We start from the raw sequence: 17,869 nt of genomic DNA on the forward strand, positions 1-17,869 counted from the left end.
AGAGACAAAAACAACGCAAACCGCAACAGAACAATGGGACACGAATTCGAAACGAGTCAGATCGAAGCGCTCGCAGAAAAGCTCGGACTTCTGTCGAACCGATCGACGGATACGAAAAAGCAACAGCAACGCCTCGACGGTTCCGAGGTCAACGCTATCCACGACGAGGACGGACAGTTAGCCTCGTATCCTGACCCCGAGGACTGGGACTCCTGGGTCGAATTCGAGTCGAGCGGAGAACCGCAGGAATACTCCGTCGTGCCGACGGCGTGTTTCAACTGCGAGGCCGGATGCGGCCTCCTTACGTACATCAACAAGGACACGGGCGAGATACGGAAGATCGAGGGGAACCCCGAGCACCCCGGTAGCCGAGGTAAAAACTGCGCGAAGGGACCAGCGACGATCAATCAGATCGAGGACCCGCAGCGGATCGAATATCCGCTGAAACGCGACGGCCCCCGAGGGAGCGGCCAGTGGAAGCGCGTCGACTGGGACGAAGCACTCGACCACATCGCTTCGGAGATGCGGACGACGATCGAGGACGGCCGTGAAAACGAGATCACGTATCACGTCGGGCGACCCGGTCACGAGGAGTACATGGACCGGGTCATCGACGCCTGGGGTCTCGACGGTCACAACTCCCATACGAACATCTGCAGTTCCGGAGCACGGACCGGATACGCGCTCTGGCACAAGTACGACCGGGCGAGCCCGGATTTCGCGAACGCCGAGTTCATCCTGCTGCTGTCGGCGCACCTAGAGTCGGGCCATTACTTCAACCCGCACGCCCAGCGCATCATGGAAGGGATGCAGGAAGGCGGCGAGCTCGCGGTCATGGACCCGCGGCTCTCCAACACGGCCGCGATGTCGGACATTTGGATGCCTACTCAGCCAGGGAGCGAGGCTGCGATCCTGCTTTCGATCGCCAATCAGATCATCGACGAGGAGTTGTACGACGAACAGTTCCTGCGGAACTGGGTGAACTGGCGGCAGTTCCTCGACGACGAGTTCCCGGAGCGAGACCGGACGTTCGACACGTACGTTCGGACGCTCAAGGACCTCTATGCGGATTTCACTCCCGAGTACGCCGAGGCGGAGAGCGGCGTTGACGCGGAGAAGATCGAGAAGGTCGCGCGGAAGGTCGGGATGGCCGGCGATCAGTTCGCCAGCTACATCTGGCGAAGCGCTGCCAGCGGAAACAAGAACGGCTGGCAGGTGTCTCGGACGCTTCACTTCCTCTCGGTGTTGACGGGAAGTGTGGGAACAAAGGGCGGGACATCGCCGAACGCGTGGCACAAGTTCGACCCGGAACTCCCTAACGAACCGCCGCGCCAGAAGCTCTGGGACGAACTCCAGTTGCCGAAGGAGTGGCCGTTCTCCCACTACGAGATGAGCCAGCTCCTCCCGTATTTCCTCAAGGAGGACAGGGGGAAGATCAGCGTCTATTTCACTCGCGTATTCAACCCGGTGTACACGTATCCCGACGGGTTCTCGTGGATCGAGGCGCTTACCGACGAGGACAAGATCGGCCTTCACGTCGCGCTGACGCCGACGTGGAACGAGACGGCATACTTCGCCGACTACGTCCTTCCGATGGGACACAGTCCGGAGCGCCACGACATCCAGAGCCAGGAGACGCACGCGGGGACATGGGTGACGTACCGCCAGCCGGTACTCCGGGAGTATGCCGAACGCGAGGGACAAGATATCGACCGGACGTACGAGGCGAATCCCGGCGAAGTGTGGGAGGAAGACGAGTTCTGGCTCGACCTCTCGTGGCGGGTCGACGAGGACGGCGAATTGGGGATTCGCGAGTACTTCGAGAGCCCATACCGCGACGGTGAAGACGGTGAGCCGGCAAAGATGACCATCGACGAGTACTACCGCTACATCTTCGAACAGGAGGAGAACCTCGTCGAAGTCGCCGACGAGAAGGATATGACGCCGCTGGAGTACATGAAACACCACGGCGCGTTCGAGGCGTCCTCCAACGACTACGAGGTCCACGAGGAGACGATAGACGACGCCATCCTCGACGAGGACGGCGTCTACGTCGACGAGTACGGAACCGTCCGGCGCTCGGACCCCGAATACGCTTCAGAATCAGACGGATCGGAGGTCGTCGGCGTCATGGTCGACGGGGAGATAAAACGCGGCTTCCCGACGCCGACCGGGAAGCAGCAGTTCTACTCGAAGACGATGGCGGAGTGGGGATGGGATGACCTCGATTACACCGTTCCGAACTACCTCAAGTCCCACGTCCATCCGGAGAACATCGACTACGAAGACGGGGAAATGGTACTGGTTCCGACGTTCCGACTGCCGACGCAGATCCATTCCCGGTCCTCGAACTCGAAGTACCTCGAAGAGATCTCGCACAACAACCCGGTGTGGATCCACACTCGCGACGCGCAACGACTCGACGTCGAGACGGGCGATCTCATCCGTGTGGAGACCGATATCGGATACTACGTGAACGAAGCGTGGGTCACCGAGAGCATCAAGCCGGGTATCGTCGCGATGAGCCACCACATGGGCCAGTGGAAAGTCAACCGCGAAGACGCCGACTCCGACGTACAGGAGGGCGGCGATCCGTACGGAAAAGTGACGGTCGACCTCGATAACGAGAACAACCAGTGGGGGATGCGTCAGGTCGAGGGTATCAAGCCCTTCGAAAGTACTGACCCCGATAGTGAGCGAGTCTGGTGGAACGACGGCGGCGTCGCGCAGAATCTCACTCACGCACCGCATCCGGATCCGATCTCCGGAATGCACTGCTGGCACCAGAAGGTTACCGTTCGTCCGGCGGAATCCGATGACCACTACGGCGATATCTACGTAGACACCGACCGTTCGATGGAGATCTACAGGGAGTGGGTGGAAGACGCCAAACCGGCCCCGGGACCGAACGGCCTTCGTCGTCCCAAGTGGCTCAAGCGTCCGATCGCTCCGCCGACGGCCACCGACGAAGACGACGCGTGGTACGTCGACGGGCCGATCGGACGGTCTGAAAGATGGGACCCCAAAGACATATTATCGGACGACGATGACTAACGATCGTGAAACAGAACAGGAGCGAACTCGAAGCCAAGGTCGAAAACGCCATACGTGACGCCTCGGTCGGTCGAGACGCTCTTTTTGCCGATCTCGTCGATACGGGCGGCATCGGAGACATAACCGCCAATCAAGACGTGGTCTCGGTGACGCTCACGTTACCCGTTCCATCAGCGGCTTTTCGAGCCTCGATCGAACGAGAACTCACTGACGCCATCGCGGGCCTCCCGGCCGTTACCAGCGTCGACTACGAGTGGAAACCAGACGCCGCGGACGGTGGAGCGCGGATCGATTTCATCCCGGACGTGAAAAACGTCGTCGCAGTGGCGAGCGGCAAAGGCGGCGTCGGGAAGAGTACCGTTGCGGTGAACCTCGCAGCAGCGCTTGCAGACGCGGGTGGAAGCGTCGGCCTATTGGACGCCGATATCTACGGTCCAAACGTGCCGACTATGCTCGGTGCGCCCGACGATCCGCCGACGACGACCCGGGACGACACCATGGTCCCGCACGAGGCGCACGGAGTCAAGGTGATGAGCATCGACTTCATCGTCGACGAGAGCGACCCGGTTATCTGGCGCGGACCGATGGTCGACGACATGCTCAAACAGCTGTTCGGCGACGTCGAGTGGGGCGAGCTAGACTACCTCATCGTTGACTTACCACCGGGAACCGGCGACGCCCATCTCACGCTAACACAGCACATCCCGGTGACCGGTGCGGTCATCGTGACGACGCCTCAGGCGGTCGCGGTCGACGACGCCGAGCGGGGCCTTGACGCCTTCGCGAAGTACCAGGTACCCATCCTCGGCGTCGCGGAAAACATGAGCTACTTCGAGTGTCCCGACTGCGACAGCGACCACGACATCTTCGGCACCGGCGGCGGAGCCCACATCGAAGAAGAGTACGATGTCCCTGTCCTCAGTCACCTCCCTATCGATCCGTCCGTCGGGACGCTGACGGCAGAGAACGAGACGGAAGCCCCCGGCATCTCCATTCCGCTGCTCGGTGACCTCCGGCTCCCACGTACCAGAGAAGAAAGAGAACCGGTGACGCATCTCCCACCGATCGCGATCCGAGACGAGGAAAGCGGGACGAAACAGAACTTCCGGGAGCTGGCGAGTCGCACCGCGGCGCGCGTCAACTTACTTAACCAGAGGAGCTGACAGATCCTGTTAAACACCTGACGCGGGAACGTTTCGAGGGGATTCCCGGGGAAAAAGTCAATCGGGCGGAATTAGATGATGCCGCGCTCCTCTAGCTCTTCAATTTCGGTTTCGGAGAGGCCGAGGCGGTCGCGTAACACGGTGTGATTGTCTTCGCCCTTCGTCGGCGACGGTTCGATGTTCGGCATCTCGGACTCCGAGAGGCGTATCGGCGTGCCGGGCACCCGGATCGGCTCGTCCATTTCCGGATGGTCGATCTCCTTGACCATCTCCCGCTCCTCGAGATGGGGATCGTGGATGACCTCCTCGACGGTCTGAACTGCGCCACACGGAACGCCAGCGTCGAGCATCGTGGACTCGACGTCGTCGCGTGTTCGCTCGCTCGTCCAGTCCTCGATGATCTCGTCGATCTCTTCCATGTGATCCAGTCGCTTGAAGTTCGTCTCGTACTCCTCATGTCCCTTCAGGTCCTCTCTATCGATGACCTCGAGCAGCTGTTCCCAGTGTCTGTCCGACGCACAGAGGATCGCGACGTACCCATCCGTCGTCTCGTAGGCGTTGTACGGACATTTCGCGAGGCCACTGTGACGGTTCCCCGTTCTGGGCGGGACGCTCTCCTCCTTGTAGTAGGATCCCAACTGCGATAACAGCGAGGGATAGACCGCGTCATACATGCTCGCTTCGACGAACTGCCCCTCGCCAGTTATCTCGCGCTCGTACAGCGCCGCCATTACACCCGTGGCGAGATGAATACCTCCAAGGAAGTCTCCGGGCGCAATACCCGTTTTCACCGGCGGACCGTCGGGGAACCCGGTCACGTCCATGACGCCGCCGATCGCCTGAACGATGAGGTCCATCGCGAGCCGATCGCTTTTCGGTCCGTGCTCGCCGAACCCGCTCCCGTGAGCGTAGATCAATTCCGGGTTGATCTCCGAGAGTGTGTCGTAGCCGAGACCGAACTTCTCCATCGTTCCGACGGCGAAGTTCTCCACGACGACGTCAGCGTCACGCACTAGGTCTTTGAACAGTTCCTTTCCGCGGTCTTCCTTGAGATTCAGCGTGATACCGTCCTTCGAAGAGTTGAGCATCACCAGCTCCGGTGGTTCCCCCTCTTCCACGCGTGAACGGAGTGGTTCCCCGAATGGTGGCTCGATCTTCGTCACGTCCGCCCCCAGATACGAGAGTATCAGTGAGCAGTACGCGCCGTTGTATATCTGACCGAGATCGATAACATCGACTCCTTCTAAGGCTTGCTCTCGCATACCTCTCAATGAGCACAAGCAGTGATATAACACTTTTGCTAACGCATACCATGGTTGGAGTTGGCTGACTCTAACCCACAGCCGGCATAGCCGGTACTCTGGAATAATCGCTATCGGCTATCAGTACCGATACCATTATTTCGGATCGGACGGCGCATATTCCGGAGCTAAATCTCACTATCGTGCCCCGGCCCCCGACATTTCTCCGTCTAAAGCATGGTGAGAGACAGAAATCGGAGTGATATATCACAATATCGTTCAAAACTATTAACTACTACCAAATAGTTCAATAGAACGAATTTGAGATAGTCATACGATAACAGGGATCAAAAGACAGGCAAGAGGAGGACGAAAAGCACCTATCAAACAGAGAGAGACAACAATCATGAAATCAAATAGAAGAACATTCATCAAGGCGGGAGCATCGGTCAGCATAATCGGTTTAGCGGGTTGTTCGCAGGGAGGAATCGGTGGAGGAGGAGGTGGCAACGGCGGAGACGGGTCGGTCACTGTCATCGTCCCGTGGTCGCAAGGTGGCGGAACCGACCGATCGACGCGAGCGCTGACCCCGACTTGGTCGGAGACACTGGGAGAGGACTTCGTCGTGGAGAACTATCCGGGCGGTTCCACACAGGTCGGCGGCGAGAAACTGTACAACGCCGAAGCCGACGGGTACACGGTCGGGATGTGGAATCTGCCGCAAATGCAGGCGACGTGGCTCTTCCAGGACGCACCGTATACGGCTGAGGATTTCGATTACATCGGGACCAATCACGCCGACCCGACGATGTGGTTCGCTCCGCAGGACTCGCCGTACAGCGACATGACCGAGTTCCTCGATTACGCGCGCGAGAACAGCGTCACCGTCGGCCTCACTTCCGCTATCGGAAACACGGCGCTCTCGGGACTTCTCGTGCGAGACACGTACGACGTCGACATGGAACTGGTCAATCTTGAGGGCGGAACGCCGACGCGGCAAGCCGTGCTCTCCGGCGACGTCGACGCCGCCGTCAACCAACCGTGGGCGTTCAATCCGTCTAACATCGGCGAGGTGACGACGCTCGGATCACACACGCCCGAACAACAGGAACTCTGGCCCGATACACCTTCGTTCAAGGAACTCGGGTTAAATGACCTCCCGCTGGTTGACAGAGGCCTCGTCCAGTGGAAACTCATGATGGCTCCCGGTGGCGTCGAGGAGAACCATCCCGACAGGTACGAGGAACTCGTCACGACGTATGAGGAGGCGATGAACTCCGAGGACTACCTCGACCGTGCCAGTGAACAGGGGAACCTCGACAAGATCATTCGTTACAACGGTCCCGACGAAACCGAATCGATCGTCCAGGAGAACTCCGAGTTCATGTCTCAGTACGAATCGTTGTTCGAGGACTTCATTAGTGGGTAAGTCCCTCCTCGGACACGATTTATAATAAAGCTTAACAGCCTCACCGTAATACGCCAAATCATGCCAGATATTCCCAAACAACTTTCGTACGACGTGTTCGGGAGAACGATCACGGTGAAAATAGGGGAACTCGTCCTCCCTATTATCGCGATTATCGCCAGCGCACTGTATTACATAGACACGCGGGGCTTGCCAGACCAGTCGCTCATATACGCGGAACCGGTTCTCTACGTCACCGTATTTTTAGCAGTCATCACCATCGTTCAACACGCGATCTCCTTCGGGGAGGATGAGGAGATGATGACCGATGGTGCCGGGGAAGTTGACGTGGCCGACAGCGTCACTGACCGTCCAGCCGAAGAGGAGCTATTCGAGGAAAACGAAGAGACCGATTCCCCGTACTTCAACCGAAAGACCTCAACGATCTTCGTCGTGCTGACGACTGGATACGTTGTGGCGCTCAATACGCTCTTCATGTCGAACCTCGTATTCATGGGGCTGTCGGCCGTGTTCTTGGCCGCTACCCTCGTCCTGTTCGGCGAGCGTAGGTGGACGAGAATCGTCGCGTACTCGGCCGGGTTCGCCGTGATAGTCTGGGCAGTGTTCGTCTCCTGGCTCAAGATACCGCTCTCATAACCAGAACAATGCAAGGTCAGATACCACTACTGTTGTTAAGCGCCGTGCGTGAAACTACCGTGTTTGTGACCCTGAACATGATGGCAGGGCTCGAAGTGTTAGCCGATCCGATCGTTCTGTTAGCGATCCTCCTTGGGACGGCAGTCGGCGTGATCTTCGGTGCCATTCCCGGGTTCTCGGCGACGATGACGGTGATCCTGCTAACGCCAGTGACGATTCCGCTCGAACCTGCCGTGGCGCTGATACTGCTCGTCTCGGCCTATGGGGCTGCCGTGTACGGCGGTTCGATTCCGGCGATCCTTATCAACACGCCCGGCGCGCCGGGATCCGTTGTTACCTGTTGGGACGGCTATAAGCTCACTCAGCAGGGTTTGGCAATTTATGCACTGGCCGTCTCCGCATTCGCATCCGGAGTGGCCGGGATTCTTGCCGCCGGAGCACTCCTAGTGGCAGCCCCAATAATCGCGGATTTCGCTCTGGAATTCGGCCAGCCGGAGATGTTCTTCCTATCGATCTTTGCGCTGACGATAATCCCGGCGGCGAAAAACGCTTCGCTATCGAAAGGCCTGCTCGCGGGGATGCTGGGGTTACTGATTGCCACCGTCGGCAACGACCCCCAACTCGCTAGGCCGCGCGCCACGTTCGGGTTCACGATCCTGCGTGACGGGTTCAACTACATCGTGATCCTCATCGGCCTTTTCGTCATCACGGAGATGATCAGGCTAGCTATCCGTGGAGGGATTACCAATTCCAACGGCGGGAATGGAGGAAGCGGTGGGTTCGATCAGGTGATCGACGGCGTCCGAGCCGTCTTCCAGCGTCCGGTCGACTTCTTCCGTGCCGCCGGCATCGGTACATTCATCGGGTCACTGCCGGGTGCGGGCGCCGACGTTGCGAACTTCGTCTCCTACAACGAAGCCCAGCGGTGGTCTTCGGACGACATCGCCGACAAGTTCGGAACGGGCATCATCGAGGGCGTGATCGCCGCAGACGCCAGCAACAACGCGACGCAAGGCGGAGCGCTGATGCCCACCCTGACACTCGGAATCCCCGGAAGCGGTGCCACGGCTGCGTTGCTCGGCGCGCTCGCGATCCACGGTCTCAATCCGGGGCCAGGGCTGTTTCAGCGGTCCGGACCCATCGTCTACGCGATGATCTTCTCGCTGTTTATCGGCAACTTCCTCATCATCGTGTACGGATTATCCGGATCGCGGTACTTCGGGAAAGTGGCGTACATTCCCATCCGCTACATCATCCCCGCAGTGACCCTGCTAGCGGTTGTCGGGGCATTCGCGGTCCGTAATTCCGGCTTCGACCTGTTTGTGATGATTGCAGCAGGTCTGATGGGGGTCGTCTTCGTGAGATATGACTATCCCATCGTCAGTCCCGTTCTCGGAGTCATTGTCGGACCAATAGCAGAGACGGGCTTCGTTCGGGGATGGTTGCTTACCGGTCGTGAACCAATTAGCTTCATGACAAGTAGCTCCATCTCTATTGGCTTGATCGCCCTAATAATATTCTCTCTCGCAGTGACCGCCTATCAGAACTACACTTGACAAATATAGTTATTTAATATTATTAGTACTTGTAGGATTGGTTCGACACGATGCTCAACTATCCGAGTCGGACAGTAGTTACCGATTTTCCCGACTGAGTATCGTTCTCGCCCATAGACAGCTCATTAATAGATGATTTTCAGGCTTTTGTTCTGATAACGGTTAATTGGAGCCCCTCCAGCCTTTGGCTACAATCCAATACGGCGGTCGATAGAAGTGGATCGTGATCCTCATATGCGAACGCGTCGGTCTCCCGGACCGGGGACACCTCGTCCAGTGCGTACACACCTCGGGGACGTTGAGCAGCACCGGCGGCACGGAACTTTCGGCGGCGTCGTGCACTTGGACAGGCACCTTGGAGAGTCTAATGAGGGGTAACGGTCATGGGGTGTTCTGCCACAATATATTATTTACTCTTTAACTATTATAAATAATAGCAAGGAATTGTAAAACCAGAGTAGATTTCAGGCACAAAACGCAGTAGGTTCTTGGTAATAGATAACATACAACAGAGTAGTATGGCAGAAACGACACAGAACGCGCTCGCCGAGACGACGGTCGTGGATACCGACGTTCACCTGACCGTCCACCCCGAAGAACTCGCCCCGTACCTCGACGAACCGCACCGGACACACATCAGTAACACCACCTACGGGACGCCGTTCCCGTCGAGCGGATGGGACCAGTGGATGGGCGGAAAGATCGAGGACAACTGGTCGACGTTCACTACAGCGGAGGCGATCGACGAGTTCTGCGAGGAGTTCCACGTCGACTACCCGATCATCAACACATTCGACCCGCTGGGGAAGTTTCCGCAGGACGAACTCGCGATGGCGCTGATGCGGGGGTACAACGACTACGTCCTCGACAGGATCCTCGACGAGACCGACGACGTGAAAGCGCTCATCGCGCTGGCGACGCAGCGACCGGACAGGGCCGCCGAGGAGATCGACAGGTTAGCCGACGAGGACGGGGTCGTCGGCGCGTACATCGGAACGACGGGGTCGCAGCCGCCGCTCGGCGATCCGCGCTACGACGTCATGTACCGCGCGGCCGAGGACAACGACCTCCCGATCGCGTACCACGGCAACGCCGAGGATTTCATGTTCGAGTTCCCGCGGCAGAATCAGTCGCTGAACAAGTTCCTGCAAGTGCACACGCTGGCACACACGTGGAGTCAGGAGCTCACCCTCGTCAGCCTCCTCACCGAGGGAGTCCCGGAGAAGTTCCCGGACCTCAACTTCGTCTTTCTGGAGGCCGGTCTCGGCTGGGTGCCGTACACCATGTATCGGTTGAACAAGGAGTACTCCATCCGGCGCAGCGAGGCCCCGCTTCTCGAACGGAGTCCCGAGGAGTACGTCAGGGAGTCCTGCTACTTCTCCACTCAACCTCTCGGGGAACCGAACGATCCGGAACACATGAAAAATATAATAGATATGGTCGGCACTGACAGTATCGTCTACGCGTCGGACTATCCGCACTGGGACTTCGATCATCCCAGCGGCGTCGACAAACACCTCCGGAGCCAGTTCTGCGCCGAACAGCGCCGTCAGGTGCTGCACGAGACGCCCGCGGAGGCGTTCCACCTGGACGCGTAACCATGGCGAGCCACGTCGTCGCGTCAGCAGACGAACTGGGTCCCGGCGAGCGGAAGGTCGTACAGGTCGAGGGCCGCGAAGTCGGCGTGTTCAACGTCGATGGGGAGTACTACGCCTACAGCAACTGGTGTGCGCATCAGTCCGGGCCGGTCTGCGAGGGCTCCGTCACGGGGACGTACGAGGCCACGTTCGACCGCGACACGCTCGAGTACGAACTAGAGTGGAGCGAGGAAGGGCACATCCTGAACTGCCCGTGGCACGGCTGGGAGTACGACGTCCGAGACGGCGAGTGCCTCTCCCGCGAAAAGGTCCGGCTTCCGTCGTACCCGGTAACCGTCACCGACGGGGAGATCGTCGTAGAACTGTAGTCGTAGTCACCTCCCATAGAAGCCCGATCCGATCGAGCGATCCTCACGATCAGTCCCCGGAGCGTTTCCGCATCGCCTTCTCAAACAGCTCTTCGAACTCGGACGTAGTCGTCTCGTAGACGGTGTTCCCGTTCTCGTCCCGGTGCCGACCAATGCTCGCGACCGCGCGGCCGTCGACCTCGATCGACCAGTCCTCCGGATACCGGGGATTGACGCTCGCGAACCGGATCGAGCAGTCGTACTCCTCCTCCAGTCTGGAGGTGACCTCGTGCGTGTACGTCCCGTCTTCGAAACGCGGCGGGCGGTACGGTGGCAGGTTCAGCTCCTCGCGTATTCGCTGGTTCTCCGCCCACCACTCGGGGAGATCGTCCGGTCTGTCGGGGTCGGACGTCACGCCTGCGCGGACGTACGGCATCGCCGTCGAAATACTTCCCGGTCGTTCGACCGTCCGAGTTGCCATTCCGGGATCTCCGAGAGGACCGTCGACTGTGGGACGGGTTTTCGAGACAGATATTGTAATAGTATCTGATGCTGCTAGAAAGATATAATTTTACGTATATAAGTGTATAGGTGTCAGGATCTCCGATACGGTCACAGCGCGAGATACGGCCCCACCGCGAACAGCACGATCCCGAGCGCGACTTTCAATCGGTTCGGGTCGATCAGGTGGGCGACCTTCCAGCCGGCGACGACGCCGACGAGAAGCGGGATGCCGACGAGCACGGCGACCGGGACGGAGACGTTCCCCTGCGTGAGATACCCCGTCGTCGCGAACACGGCGATGAAGATCGACTGGACTTGCGCGACGGCGACGGCCAACAGCATCGGGATGCCGACCAGGACGAGCGCGGGAACCGCGATCACGGGACCGCCGACGCCGAGCAGCCCGCTAGCGATGCCCAGGACGAAACCGAGGAGACCGAGGACGACCTGTCCCTGGCGGATCGTGGCGTCCAGTCGATACATCGGGCTGAGACCGCGCCGCTCGCGATAGACGATGGTGACGCCAGTCGCCATTGCGACGGTACCGAGCAGAACTCCGAAGACCGACCGCGGGACGAAGGAGTTCACGTACGCGCCGATCAGCGCACCGACGATGCTCGAAAGGCTGAGGATGATCGCCATGACGCGACCCTCCCCCGTCTTCATCTCGCCGGAGTGGACGTACGCCGCGGTCCCGACCAGTCCCGTCGCGATGAACGTCGAGTGCGCGGTTCCCGCGACCATGTTCGACGACAACGGCGTCAGCGAGTACAGGGCGATCGTCACGAAGATCCCGCCTGGCCCGATGGTCGTGATTCCGATCCCGGAGAACAACGCGATCAGGACGAGCAATACCTGTAGCGGGAGATCGAACGGGACGTTCAACATGGCTTTTCTCTCACGTTCGGGGCTCGGCAGGGCTTCGTTCCGTCCCGCGGGTCCGGTTCGCCCGGCCCGTGTCGAGGGTCACGATTCGGTCCGTGGCTGTTCTACGTGCGGTCGTTCGAACACTTCGTCCACGAAGACGTCTGCTATCTTCTCGTTCGTCTCGGGGCTGTAGTGTCCGCCCTCCCCGCGCTCGACGTACAGGGACTCGACGTCGTCGCCCCCTCCCAGATGGTTCGCCATGTCGATCGTGACCAGTTCCGGGTACCGGTCGTCGAGCCGGTCGAGCAGGTCGCCGTAGATCGGTCCGTGTTCGACCTCGTACGTCGCGTATCGCAACTGCTGGACCATCACGAACACGGGAGTGAAGTCCTGCTCGTCGGCGTACGAGACGAACTCGCCGACGATGGCGGAGAAGAGGTCGTCGTGTTCGTCGAACAGCCGTTCGTGATACTCGACTCTCGGTTGCTCTAACCGCACCGTGGTCTGCGTTAGCCGCTGGTCGAAGTCGATCCCCGGAACGTCGATCTCGTACTCGCTTTCGACCTCCTTGAGCGCCGAGTACAGGGAGTACCGCACGTGGTCGGGGTTCCGAAGGAAATCGTCCGTGTACGGGAACGACGCCAAGTGGGGCTTGAACCAGTGTTCGTAGTGGTAGTCGTTACTCCGCAGGAACTCGGCGTAGTCCTTGAGGTGGAGAAGCTGGTCCTTTTCGGTTATCGGGCTCTCGATCAGCTTCAGCGAGCCGTTCTCGAGGGTGTATCGCGGCTTTACGGCCAAGATGTTCCCGAACTCCTGATAGTGCTTCCACACGCTCAGGATGCGAGCGATGGACGACGCCGTGACGACCATGAAGACGTAGTCCGTCGGGTCTTCGGGATACACCCGTTTGAGTCGGAGCAGTGCCTGATCGAGACCGTAGTTGCCACCGCCGTAGTTCCCGACGTGCGTGTCGAGCTTTCGCGCGAGGTGATTCTGGAACGTCTCCTCGTCATCCACTTCCCGGCAGAAACAGTACGAGTCACCGTACGTCGACACCGTCAGGTCCGCGTCGGGATCGCGGTCCTCGGCGGGACACACTCTGCTCCCGTACTGGTCCGTCGAGTACGTGACGACCGTTCGTACCTCTTCGCCGGGGAGGTGTTCGCCGGTGTCTTTCTGTTTCGTCGTGTTCGGCTGCGGACTCCAACCCAGCTCGGGATCGAAGCTGCTGAACTTCTCGAGTAACTCGCGGTCGATCGGCGGGAACTCCTCCAAGACGACAGTCGGGATGCTGTTTAGTCCCTCCCCGTACCGTTTCAGCGACAGGTACGAGACCAGTTCCAGGACGGCCGCGCCGGCGACGAGCGCGATGCTCTTAGCCGCGGATCTGACTCGACTCATCGGGTGAAACTGCTATGCGACCGGCAATATATCTTTGGGAGATATTCACAACCACCAGGCGGGATCGGGCCCCGACACGTCCGCTTTCGGAGCCCGTGATCGTTGGGGTCGGGGGAAGACCATGCGTGTTCGACGCCCGCGATCACAGAACGAGGTATGCGCCGACGACGATCAAGACGATACCGAGCCCCACCTTCAGACGCTCGGGATCCACGCGGTGGGCGATCAACCACCCCAGCGCCGCCCCGAAGACGAGCGGCACGCCGGTGATCAGGGCGTACGGGACCGACACGGCGTCTCGTGTGAGGTATCCGACGGTCGCGAAGCCGGAGATGAAGATCGCCTGCACCTGAGCGATCGCCAGCGCGAGTAGCATCGGGACGCCGAGCAGCACGAGCGCTGGAACCGCGAACACCGGTCCACCGACGCCGACGAGTCCCGCAGTAACGCCGAGCGCGACGCCCAGCGAACCGAACGCTGTCTTCCCCTTGAGGGTGTGCGGGTCAACTGCAACGACCGAATCTAACTCGTTTCGCTCACGATGGAGCAGGACGAGACCGGTGACTGCGGAAACGATGCCGAGGATGACGCCGAACAGTCGCCGCGAGACGTACGCGTTCAGGTGCGCGCCGGCGATCGCTCCCAGGATGCTCGTTGCGCTGAGTATCACCGCCAGTACGTACCCGTCGCCCTCGGTCAGTTCTCCCGATCGAGCGTAGCCGACCGCGCCGACCGCACCGACCGCGATGAACGTCACGTGTGCCGTGCCGGCAACCGCCGCCGAAGACAGCGGTGTCAGCAGGTACAGAGCGATCGTCACGAAGATCCCGCCCGGTCCGAGCGTCGTACAGCCGACGCCGGAGACGAGCGCGATAACGACCAGGAGGAGTATCAGTTCGGGCGTGGCAACGGAAAGCATCGGTTAGCACCCCCAGACGTCTGCGATGGGGCTCGTACTCGGATTGGACTGTCGAAAGATAGTGTACGGGGGGACTCGTCGACGCGCGAACGAGAAAGATGAGTGCCCGGTCACAGCCGTTAGAAGACGACCAGCAGAGTGATGACGACGACGGAGACGTACGCCGTCACGGCGGCCGCGTAGCGGACGAACTCTCGCCAGTCGAACCCGTACACCGCGGCGATGACGCCGACGAACAGGAAGCCGAGCCAGAGGTTCGAAACCCCGGCGCCGTACATCACCGAGATGACCGACGGAACGAGGTCGGCCCCCGATTCGACGAGCGCCGGCCCCTGGAGGACCCACAACGACCCGGGGCTGGGAACGAGCAGCCCCAACGCGAGCGCGACGACGTAGGAAATGGCCTGCGTGACTCCCGTCGCGGCGAACGCGTCGCCGATGGGGGCGTACAGCTCCGCCTCCAGGAGGAGGGCGAAGGCCCCGGCGTACAGCAGGAACGGGATGGCGACGTGGTTCGCCCATCGGGTAGCGTCAGTGACCTTGTCCGCGAAGGCCATCGGTCGAGCGTGGATGAGGATACCGGTCATCATCAGCACGAACAGCAACCACAGCATCGTCAGCCGTCCGCCGGTGGCGAAGTACGCGGCGGCGGAGGTCGCGCCCAGGAGGAAGGTGACGACGGCGATGGTCCGGGACTGCTCGAGCTTGTCGGCGAACACCCACTCGTCCCGCGGCGGCGGCGAGTAGAAATCGAGCGTCTCGGCGATGCTCCCCTGAAGCACGGACGCGTACGCCGAGACGGGTCGACGCTCACCCTCGCCGGGTGCCAGCGCCGCCAACAGGGCCGGAAGCGTGAGCACGAACAGGAGCGACGAGATGACGTTTGCCGGGTGAAGGAGGAACGCCGACATGTCGACGACGACCTCGGCCTGCTCGGGGTCGACGAGGAAGTTCGTCGTCCCGGACGCGTCGGCCATCAGGAGCGCGCCGGGACTGGACAGTCCGACGTTCGTGATGACGAGCGAGAGCAGCGCGGCGGTCAAGACGGCCGGATAGTGGACCCGAGTCCCGTCTTCCTCGGCTCGTCGGCAGAGCTTTCGACCGACGTAGAACGCACCGATCAGGCCGAGCGCCCAGTTGATCCAGCCGAACACCAGCGCGACGACGCCGGTCGCGTATACGACCGTCCACTGACTGCCCGTCGGCAACGCCTCGGCGACCCAGTCGAGTGCGCGACCCATCCGACTCGATTCGACGACCGTCGCGGAGAGCACCCAGAGGAGGATCAACGGCATCTGGACGGTGAACAGCCGGAAGAACCCGGTCGAGAACAGCTCTAACTGTCTGACGGTCCCGAGGAACGGAACCGTAGCGAGCAGCGCCAGTACGGCGAGCAGTGCAGCGAGCGTCAGCGCCTCCGGGAAGAACTGCCCGAGGAACGGGACGAAGTCCTCCTCGGTCGCCGTCTCGCCGTCCGTGGTTTCAGTTGCCATATCGTGTCACCTCCTATAGGATCCCCAGTCCCATGAGTAGCGCCCCGATCCCCATCACGGCCCCGCTGAAGAGGAACAGGACGCCGACGTAGCCCATCATGTCGCGGATCGACAACCCCGCGATGCCGAGCGCCGGTAGCGCCCAGAACGGCTGAATCATGTTCGTCCACTGGTCGCCCATCGCGAACGCGATCATCGTCTTGTCGATCGCCACTCCCGGAATTCCCTGCGCGGCGTCGATCATCACCTGTCCGGTGACGACCCACTGGCCACCGCCCGAAGGGACGAAGAAGTTGACGGTGCCCGCCGAGAGAAACGCGGCGAGATACCACGTCGTCTCGGTCGAGTACTGGGCCGCCGTCTGGGCGATGAGCGTCGCCAGCCCCGACCACGCCATGATGCCCATGATGCCGCCGTAGAACTGGAACTGGATGAGGATCTGGCTCGCCCCTTTGATCGCGTCTCGGAAGACGTCGATGTAACTCCGCAGAGTGCCGTGAAAGAGGAAGCCGAGACCGAACATCACCGAGATGAACACGTTCAGGTTGAACACGTCCATGAAGTCGTTCGTAGCGAACATGTAGCCCAGGTACGCCCAGATGATTAGTCCGAGACCGATGCCGACGGCCTTGCTGTCGAGCAGTGCCGTCTTGTACCCGGCCTCACGAAGCCGGTTCGGCATTACGGCGTCGCTCTCGTCCGCCTGGGAGCCGCCGTCCGCGACCGCCTGTTCGGCTTTCCGGAGTTGGTCTTCGGGGACCGTGATGAGGTCCTCCTCGTTGTCCGGTGCCATCAGCGGCATGAGGATCACCGTTACCAACACGACCCCCGCGACGATGAGGAGGTTCGCGGGATTGAATATCGTCTGCGAGACCGGAACGACGCCGATCTCGCCCGCGAGGAAGTGATCCGGCGTCGCGACGAGCAGCAGGGATGCGCCGGACAGTCCCTGGTGCCACGGCAGCAGGCCCGCGTACCCCGTCGCGACGAGCAGCGGGTAGTGGACGTCGATGTCCTTCTGTTCCATCGCGATGCCGATCTCGCGAGCGAAGATAGCCCCCGCGACCAGAACGACGCCCCAGTGGAACAGCCCGAAGAGCTGCCCGACGACCGCGGTTGCGAAGATCGCCTGTTTCTGCGTCTTCGGGATCTCGGCGATGCGGCCGAGGACCCGTTTGATCGGTGGGGAGTCGGCGAACGCCCATCCGGTCAACAGCGCCAGCGATGCCTGCATCGAGAACGCGAGGACGAACCAGAACCCCTCTCCCCAGTGGGTCACGACCGCGACCGGACCCTTGTCGGTGAGAAGCGTCGCGAGGATCATCGTCAGGAACGTGAGCATCAGCGCGAAGATGAACGCGTCCGGCAGGTACCGCTGCACGAGGCTACTCGCTCCGTCGCCGAGCCGCGTGAATATCCCCCGATTCGCACCGCTCGTGCTCATCCGGTTACACCTCTATTCGGCCGTGCGATGGACTCGTACCCCGTCATATGGGAACACTACACAGGATAACCCGCCGACCAGCCCAATAAAGATTATGTAAACTGAGCCATGAATCACCCGTTCATCACTGAACAGCGTCTCCGTATCCCCGCTTCGTCGACGTTTTTCCAAGTCGGGGAACGCACAGTACACACCCTCTACTGCTGGTAACAGCACC

The 17,869-nt window shown here is 60.6% G+C and carries 14 protein-coding genes; 7 read left to right on the forward strand and 7 right to left on the reverse strand.

Translation table 11 applies throughout. The features are described 5' to 3' along the window. Nucleotides 1-33: 33 nt before the first annotated feature. On the forward strand, nucleotides 34-3,054 hold the full coding sequence (locus D8670_RS11815) for a molybdopterin-dependent oxidoreductase (protein ID WP_121818292.1): 3,021 nt from the start codon (nucleotides 34-36) through the stop codon (nucleotides 3,052-3,054). A 50-nt stretch (nucleotides 3,055-3,104) separates the two neighbouring features. After that, nucleotides 3,105-4,217, forward strand: a complete 1,113-nt coding sequence (locus D8670_RS11820) for an Mrp/NBP35 family ATP-binding protein (protein ID WP_121818609.1) — start codon at nucleotides 3,105-3,107, stop codon at nucleotides 4,215-4,217. 71 nt (nucleotides 4,218-4,288) lie between these two features. On the opposite strand, the gene D8670_RS11825 is transcribed toward D8670_RS11820, so the two are convergent. Then, nucleotides 4,289-5,479: a CaiB/BaiF CoA transferase family protein gene (locus D8670_RS11825; protein ID WP_121818293.1), complete on the reverse strand. Its 1,191-nt coding sequence runs from the start codon at nucleotides 5,477-5,479 to the stop codon at nucleotides 4,289-4,291. A 385-nt stretch (nucleotides 5,480-5,864) separates the two neighbouring features. On the opposite strand from D8670_RS11825, the gene D8670_RS11830 reads away from it, so the two are divergent. From D8670_RS11830 to D8670_RS11850, 5 genes are all read left to right on the forward strand, one after another. After that, on the forward strand, nucleotides 5,865-6,887 hold the full coding sequence (locus D8670_RS11830; RefSeq protein ID WP_121818294.1) for a tripartite tricarboxylate transporter substrate binding protein: 1,023 nt from the start codon (nucleotides 5,865-5,867) through the stop codon (nucleotides 6,885-6,887). Between the two features lie 60 nt (nucleotides 6,888-6,947). Next, the gene (locus tag D8670_RS11835; protein ID WP_121818295.1) at nucleotides 6,948-7,523 is read left to right on the forward strand and encodes a tripartite tricarboxylate transporter TctB family protein; all 576 of its coding nucleotides are present in this window, start codon (nucleotides 6,948-6,950) and stop codon (nucleotides 7,521-7,523) included. A 65-nt stretch (nucleotides 7,524-7,588) separates the two neighbouring features. Beyond that, nucleotides 7,589-9,079 carry a tripartite tricarboxylate transporter permease gene (locus tag D8670_RS11840; RefSeq protein WP_205254079.1) on the forward strand — a complete coding sequence of 497 codons (1,491 nt, stop codon included), beginning with the start codon at nucleotides 7,589-7,591 and terminating at the stop codon, nucleotides 9,077-9,079. A gap of 518 nt (nucleotides 9,080-9,597) precedes the next feature. Then, complete coding sequence (locus D8670_RS11845; protein ID WP_121818296.1) at nucleotides 9,598-10,677, forward strand: amidohydrolase family protein; 1,080 nt, start codon at nucleotides 9,598-9,600, stop codon at nucleotides 10,675-10,677. Between the two features lie 2 nt (nucleotides 10,678-10,679). Then, entirely contained in the window at nucleotides 10,680-11,045 is a 366-nt protein-coding gene (locus tag D8670_RS11850; RefSeq protein WP_121818297.1) for a Rieske (2Fe-2S) protein, read from the forward strand. Between the two features lie 49 nt (nucleotides 11,046-11,094). Here D8670_RS11850 and D8670_RS11855 read toward each other — a convergent pair whose 3' ends face one another. The 6 genes from D8670_RS11855 to D8670_RS11880 form a co-directional block, all read right to left on the reverse strand. After that, nucleotides 11,095-11,505 carry a Rossmann-fold NAD(P)-binding domain-containing protein gene (locus D8670_RS11855; RefSeq protein WP_162994283.1) on the reverse strand — a complete coding sequence of 137 codons (411 nt, stop codon included), beginning with the start codon at nucleotides 11,503-11,505 and terminating at the stop codon, nucleotides 11,095-11,097. Nucleotides 11,506-11,636: 131 nt separating this feature from the next. Further along, complete coding sequence (locus tag D8670_RS11860) at nucleotides 11,637-12,416, reverse strand: sulfite exporter TauE/SafE family protein (protein WP_121818299.1); 780 nt, start codon at nucleotides 12,414-12,416, stop codon at nucleotides 11,637-11,639. Between the two features lie 78 nt (nucleotides 12,417-12,494). Continuing rightward, nucleotides 12,495-13,796, reverse strand: coding sequence for a hypothetical protein (locus D8670_RS11865; RefSeq protein ID WP_121818300.1), 1,302 nt, complete (start codon nucleotides 13,794-13,796; stop codon nucleotides 12,495-12,497). A gap of 142 nt (nucleotides 13,797-13,938) precedes the next feature. After that, the gene (locus D8670_RS11870; protein WP_121818301.1) at nucleotides 13,939-14,715 is read right to left on the reverse strand and encodes a sulfite exporter TauE/SafE family protein; all 777 of its coding nucleotides are present in this window, start codon (nucleotides 14,713-14,715) and stop codon (nucleotides 13,939-13,941) included. A 119-nt stretch (nucleotides 14,716-14,834) separates the two neighbouring features. Beyond that, nucleotides 14,835-16,208 carry a TIGR00366 family protein gene (locus tag D8670_RS11875; RefSeq protein ID WP_121818302.1) on the reverse strand — a complete coding sequence of 458 codons (1,374 nt, stop codon included), beginning with the start codon at nucleotides 16,206-16,208 and terminating at the stop codon, nucleotides 14,835-14,837. 13 nt (nucleotides 16,209-16,221) lie between these two features. Next, the gene (locus tag D8670_RS11880; protein WP_121818303.1) at nucleotides 16,222-17,652 is read right to left on the reverse strand and encodes a short-chain fatty acid transporter; all 1,431 of its coding nucleotides are present in this window, start codon (nucleotides 17,650-17,652) and stop codon (nucleotides 16,222-16,224) included. Nucleotides 17,653-17,869: the final 217 nt, after the last annotated feature.

This window comes from Halostella limicola (genome assembly GCF_003675875.1).
In the GTDB taxonomy this organism is placed as follows: domain Archaea; phylum Halobacteriota; class Halobacteria; order Halobacteriales; family Natronoarchaeaceae; genus Halostella; species Halostella limicola.

What these genes read in the sequence shown, in the direction of transcription:
- D8670_RS11860 (WP_121818299.1), bottom strand. Translation starts at nt 12,416, where the DNA reads ATGTTGAACGTCCCGTTCGATCTCCCGCTACAGGTATTGCTCGTCCTG.
- D8670_RS11855 (WP_162994283.1), bottom strand. Translation starts at nt 11,505, where the DNA reads ATGGCAACTCGGACGGTCGAACGACCGGGAAGTATTTCGACGGCGATG.
- D8670_RS11845 (WP_121818296.1), top strand. Translation starts at nt 9,598, where the DNA reads ATGGCAGAAACGACACAGAACGCGCTCGCCGAGACGACGGTCGTGGAT.
- D8670_RS11875 (WP_121818302.1), bottom strand. Translation starts at nt 16,208, where the DNA reads ATGGCAACTGAAACCACGGACGGCGAGACGGCGACCGAGGAGGACTTC.
- D8670_RS11880 (WP_121818303.1), bottom strand. Translation starts at nt 17,652, where the DNA reads ATGAGCACGAGCGGTGCGAATCGGGGGATATTCACGCGGCTCGGCGAC.
- D8670_RS11815 (WP_121818292.1), top strand. Translation starts at nt 34, where the DNA reads ATGGGACACGAATTCGAAACGAGTCAGATCGAAGCGCTCGCAGAAAAG.
- D8670_RS11830 (WP_121818294.1), top strand. Translation starts at nt 5,865, where the DNA reads ATGAAATCAAATAGAAGAACATTCATCAAGGCGGGAGCATCGGTCAGC.
- D8670_RS11850 (WP_121818297.1), top strand. Translation starts at nt 10,680, where the DNA reads ATGGCGAGCCACGTCGTCGCGTCAGCAGACGAACTGGGTCCCGGCGAG.
- D8670_RS11865 (WP_121818300.1), bottom strand. Translation starts at nt 13,796, where the DNA reads ATGAGTCGAGTCAGATCCGCGGCTAAGAGCATCGCGCTCGTCGCCGGC.
- D8670_RS11825 (WP_121818293.1), bottom strand. Translation starts at nt 5,479, where the DNA reads ATGCGAGAGCAAGCCTTAGAAGGAGTCGATGTTATCGATCTCGGTCAG.
- D8670_RS11835 (WP_121818295.1), top strand. Translation starts at nt 6,948, where the DNA reads ATGCCAGATATTCCCAAACAACTTTCGTACGACGTGTTCGGGAGAACG.
- D8670_RS11870 (WP_121818301.1), bottom strand. Translation starts at nt 14,715, where the DNA reads ATGCTTTCCGTTGCCACGCCCGAACTGATACTCCTCCTGGTCGTTATC.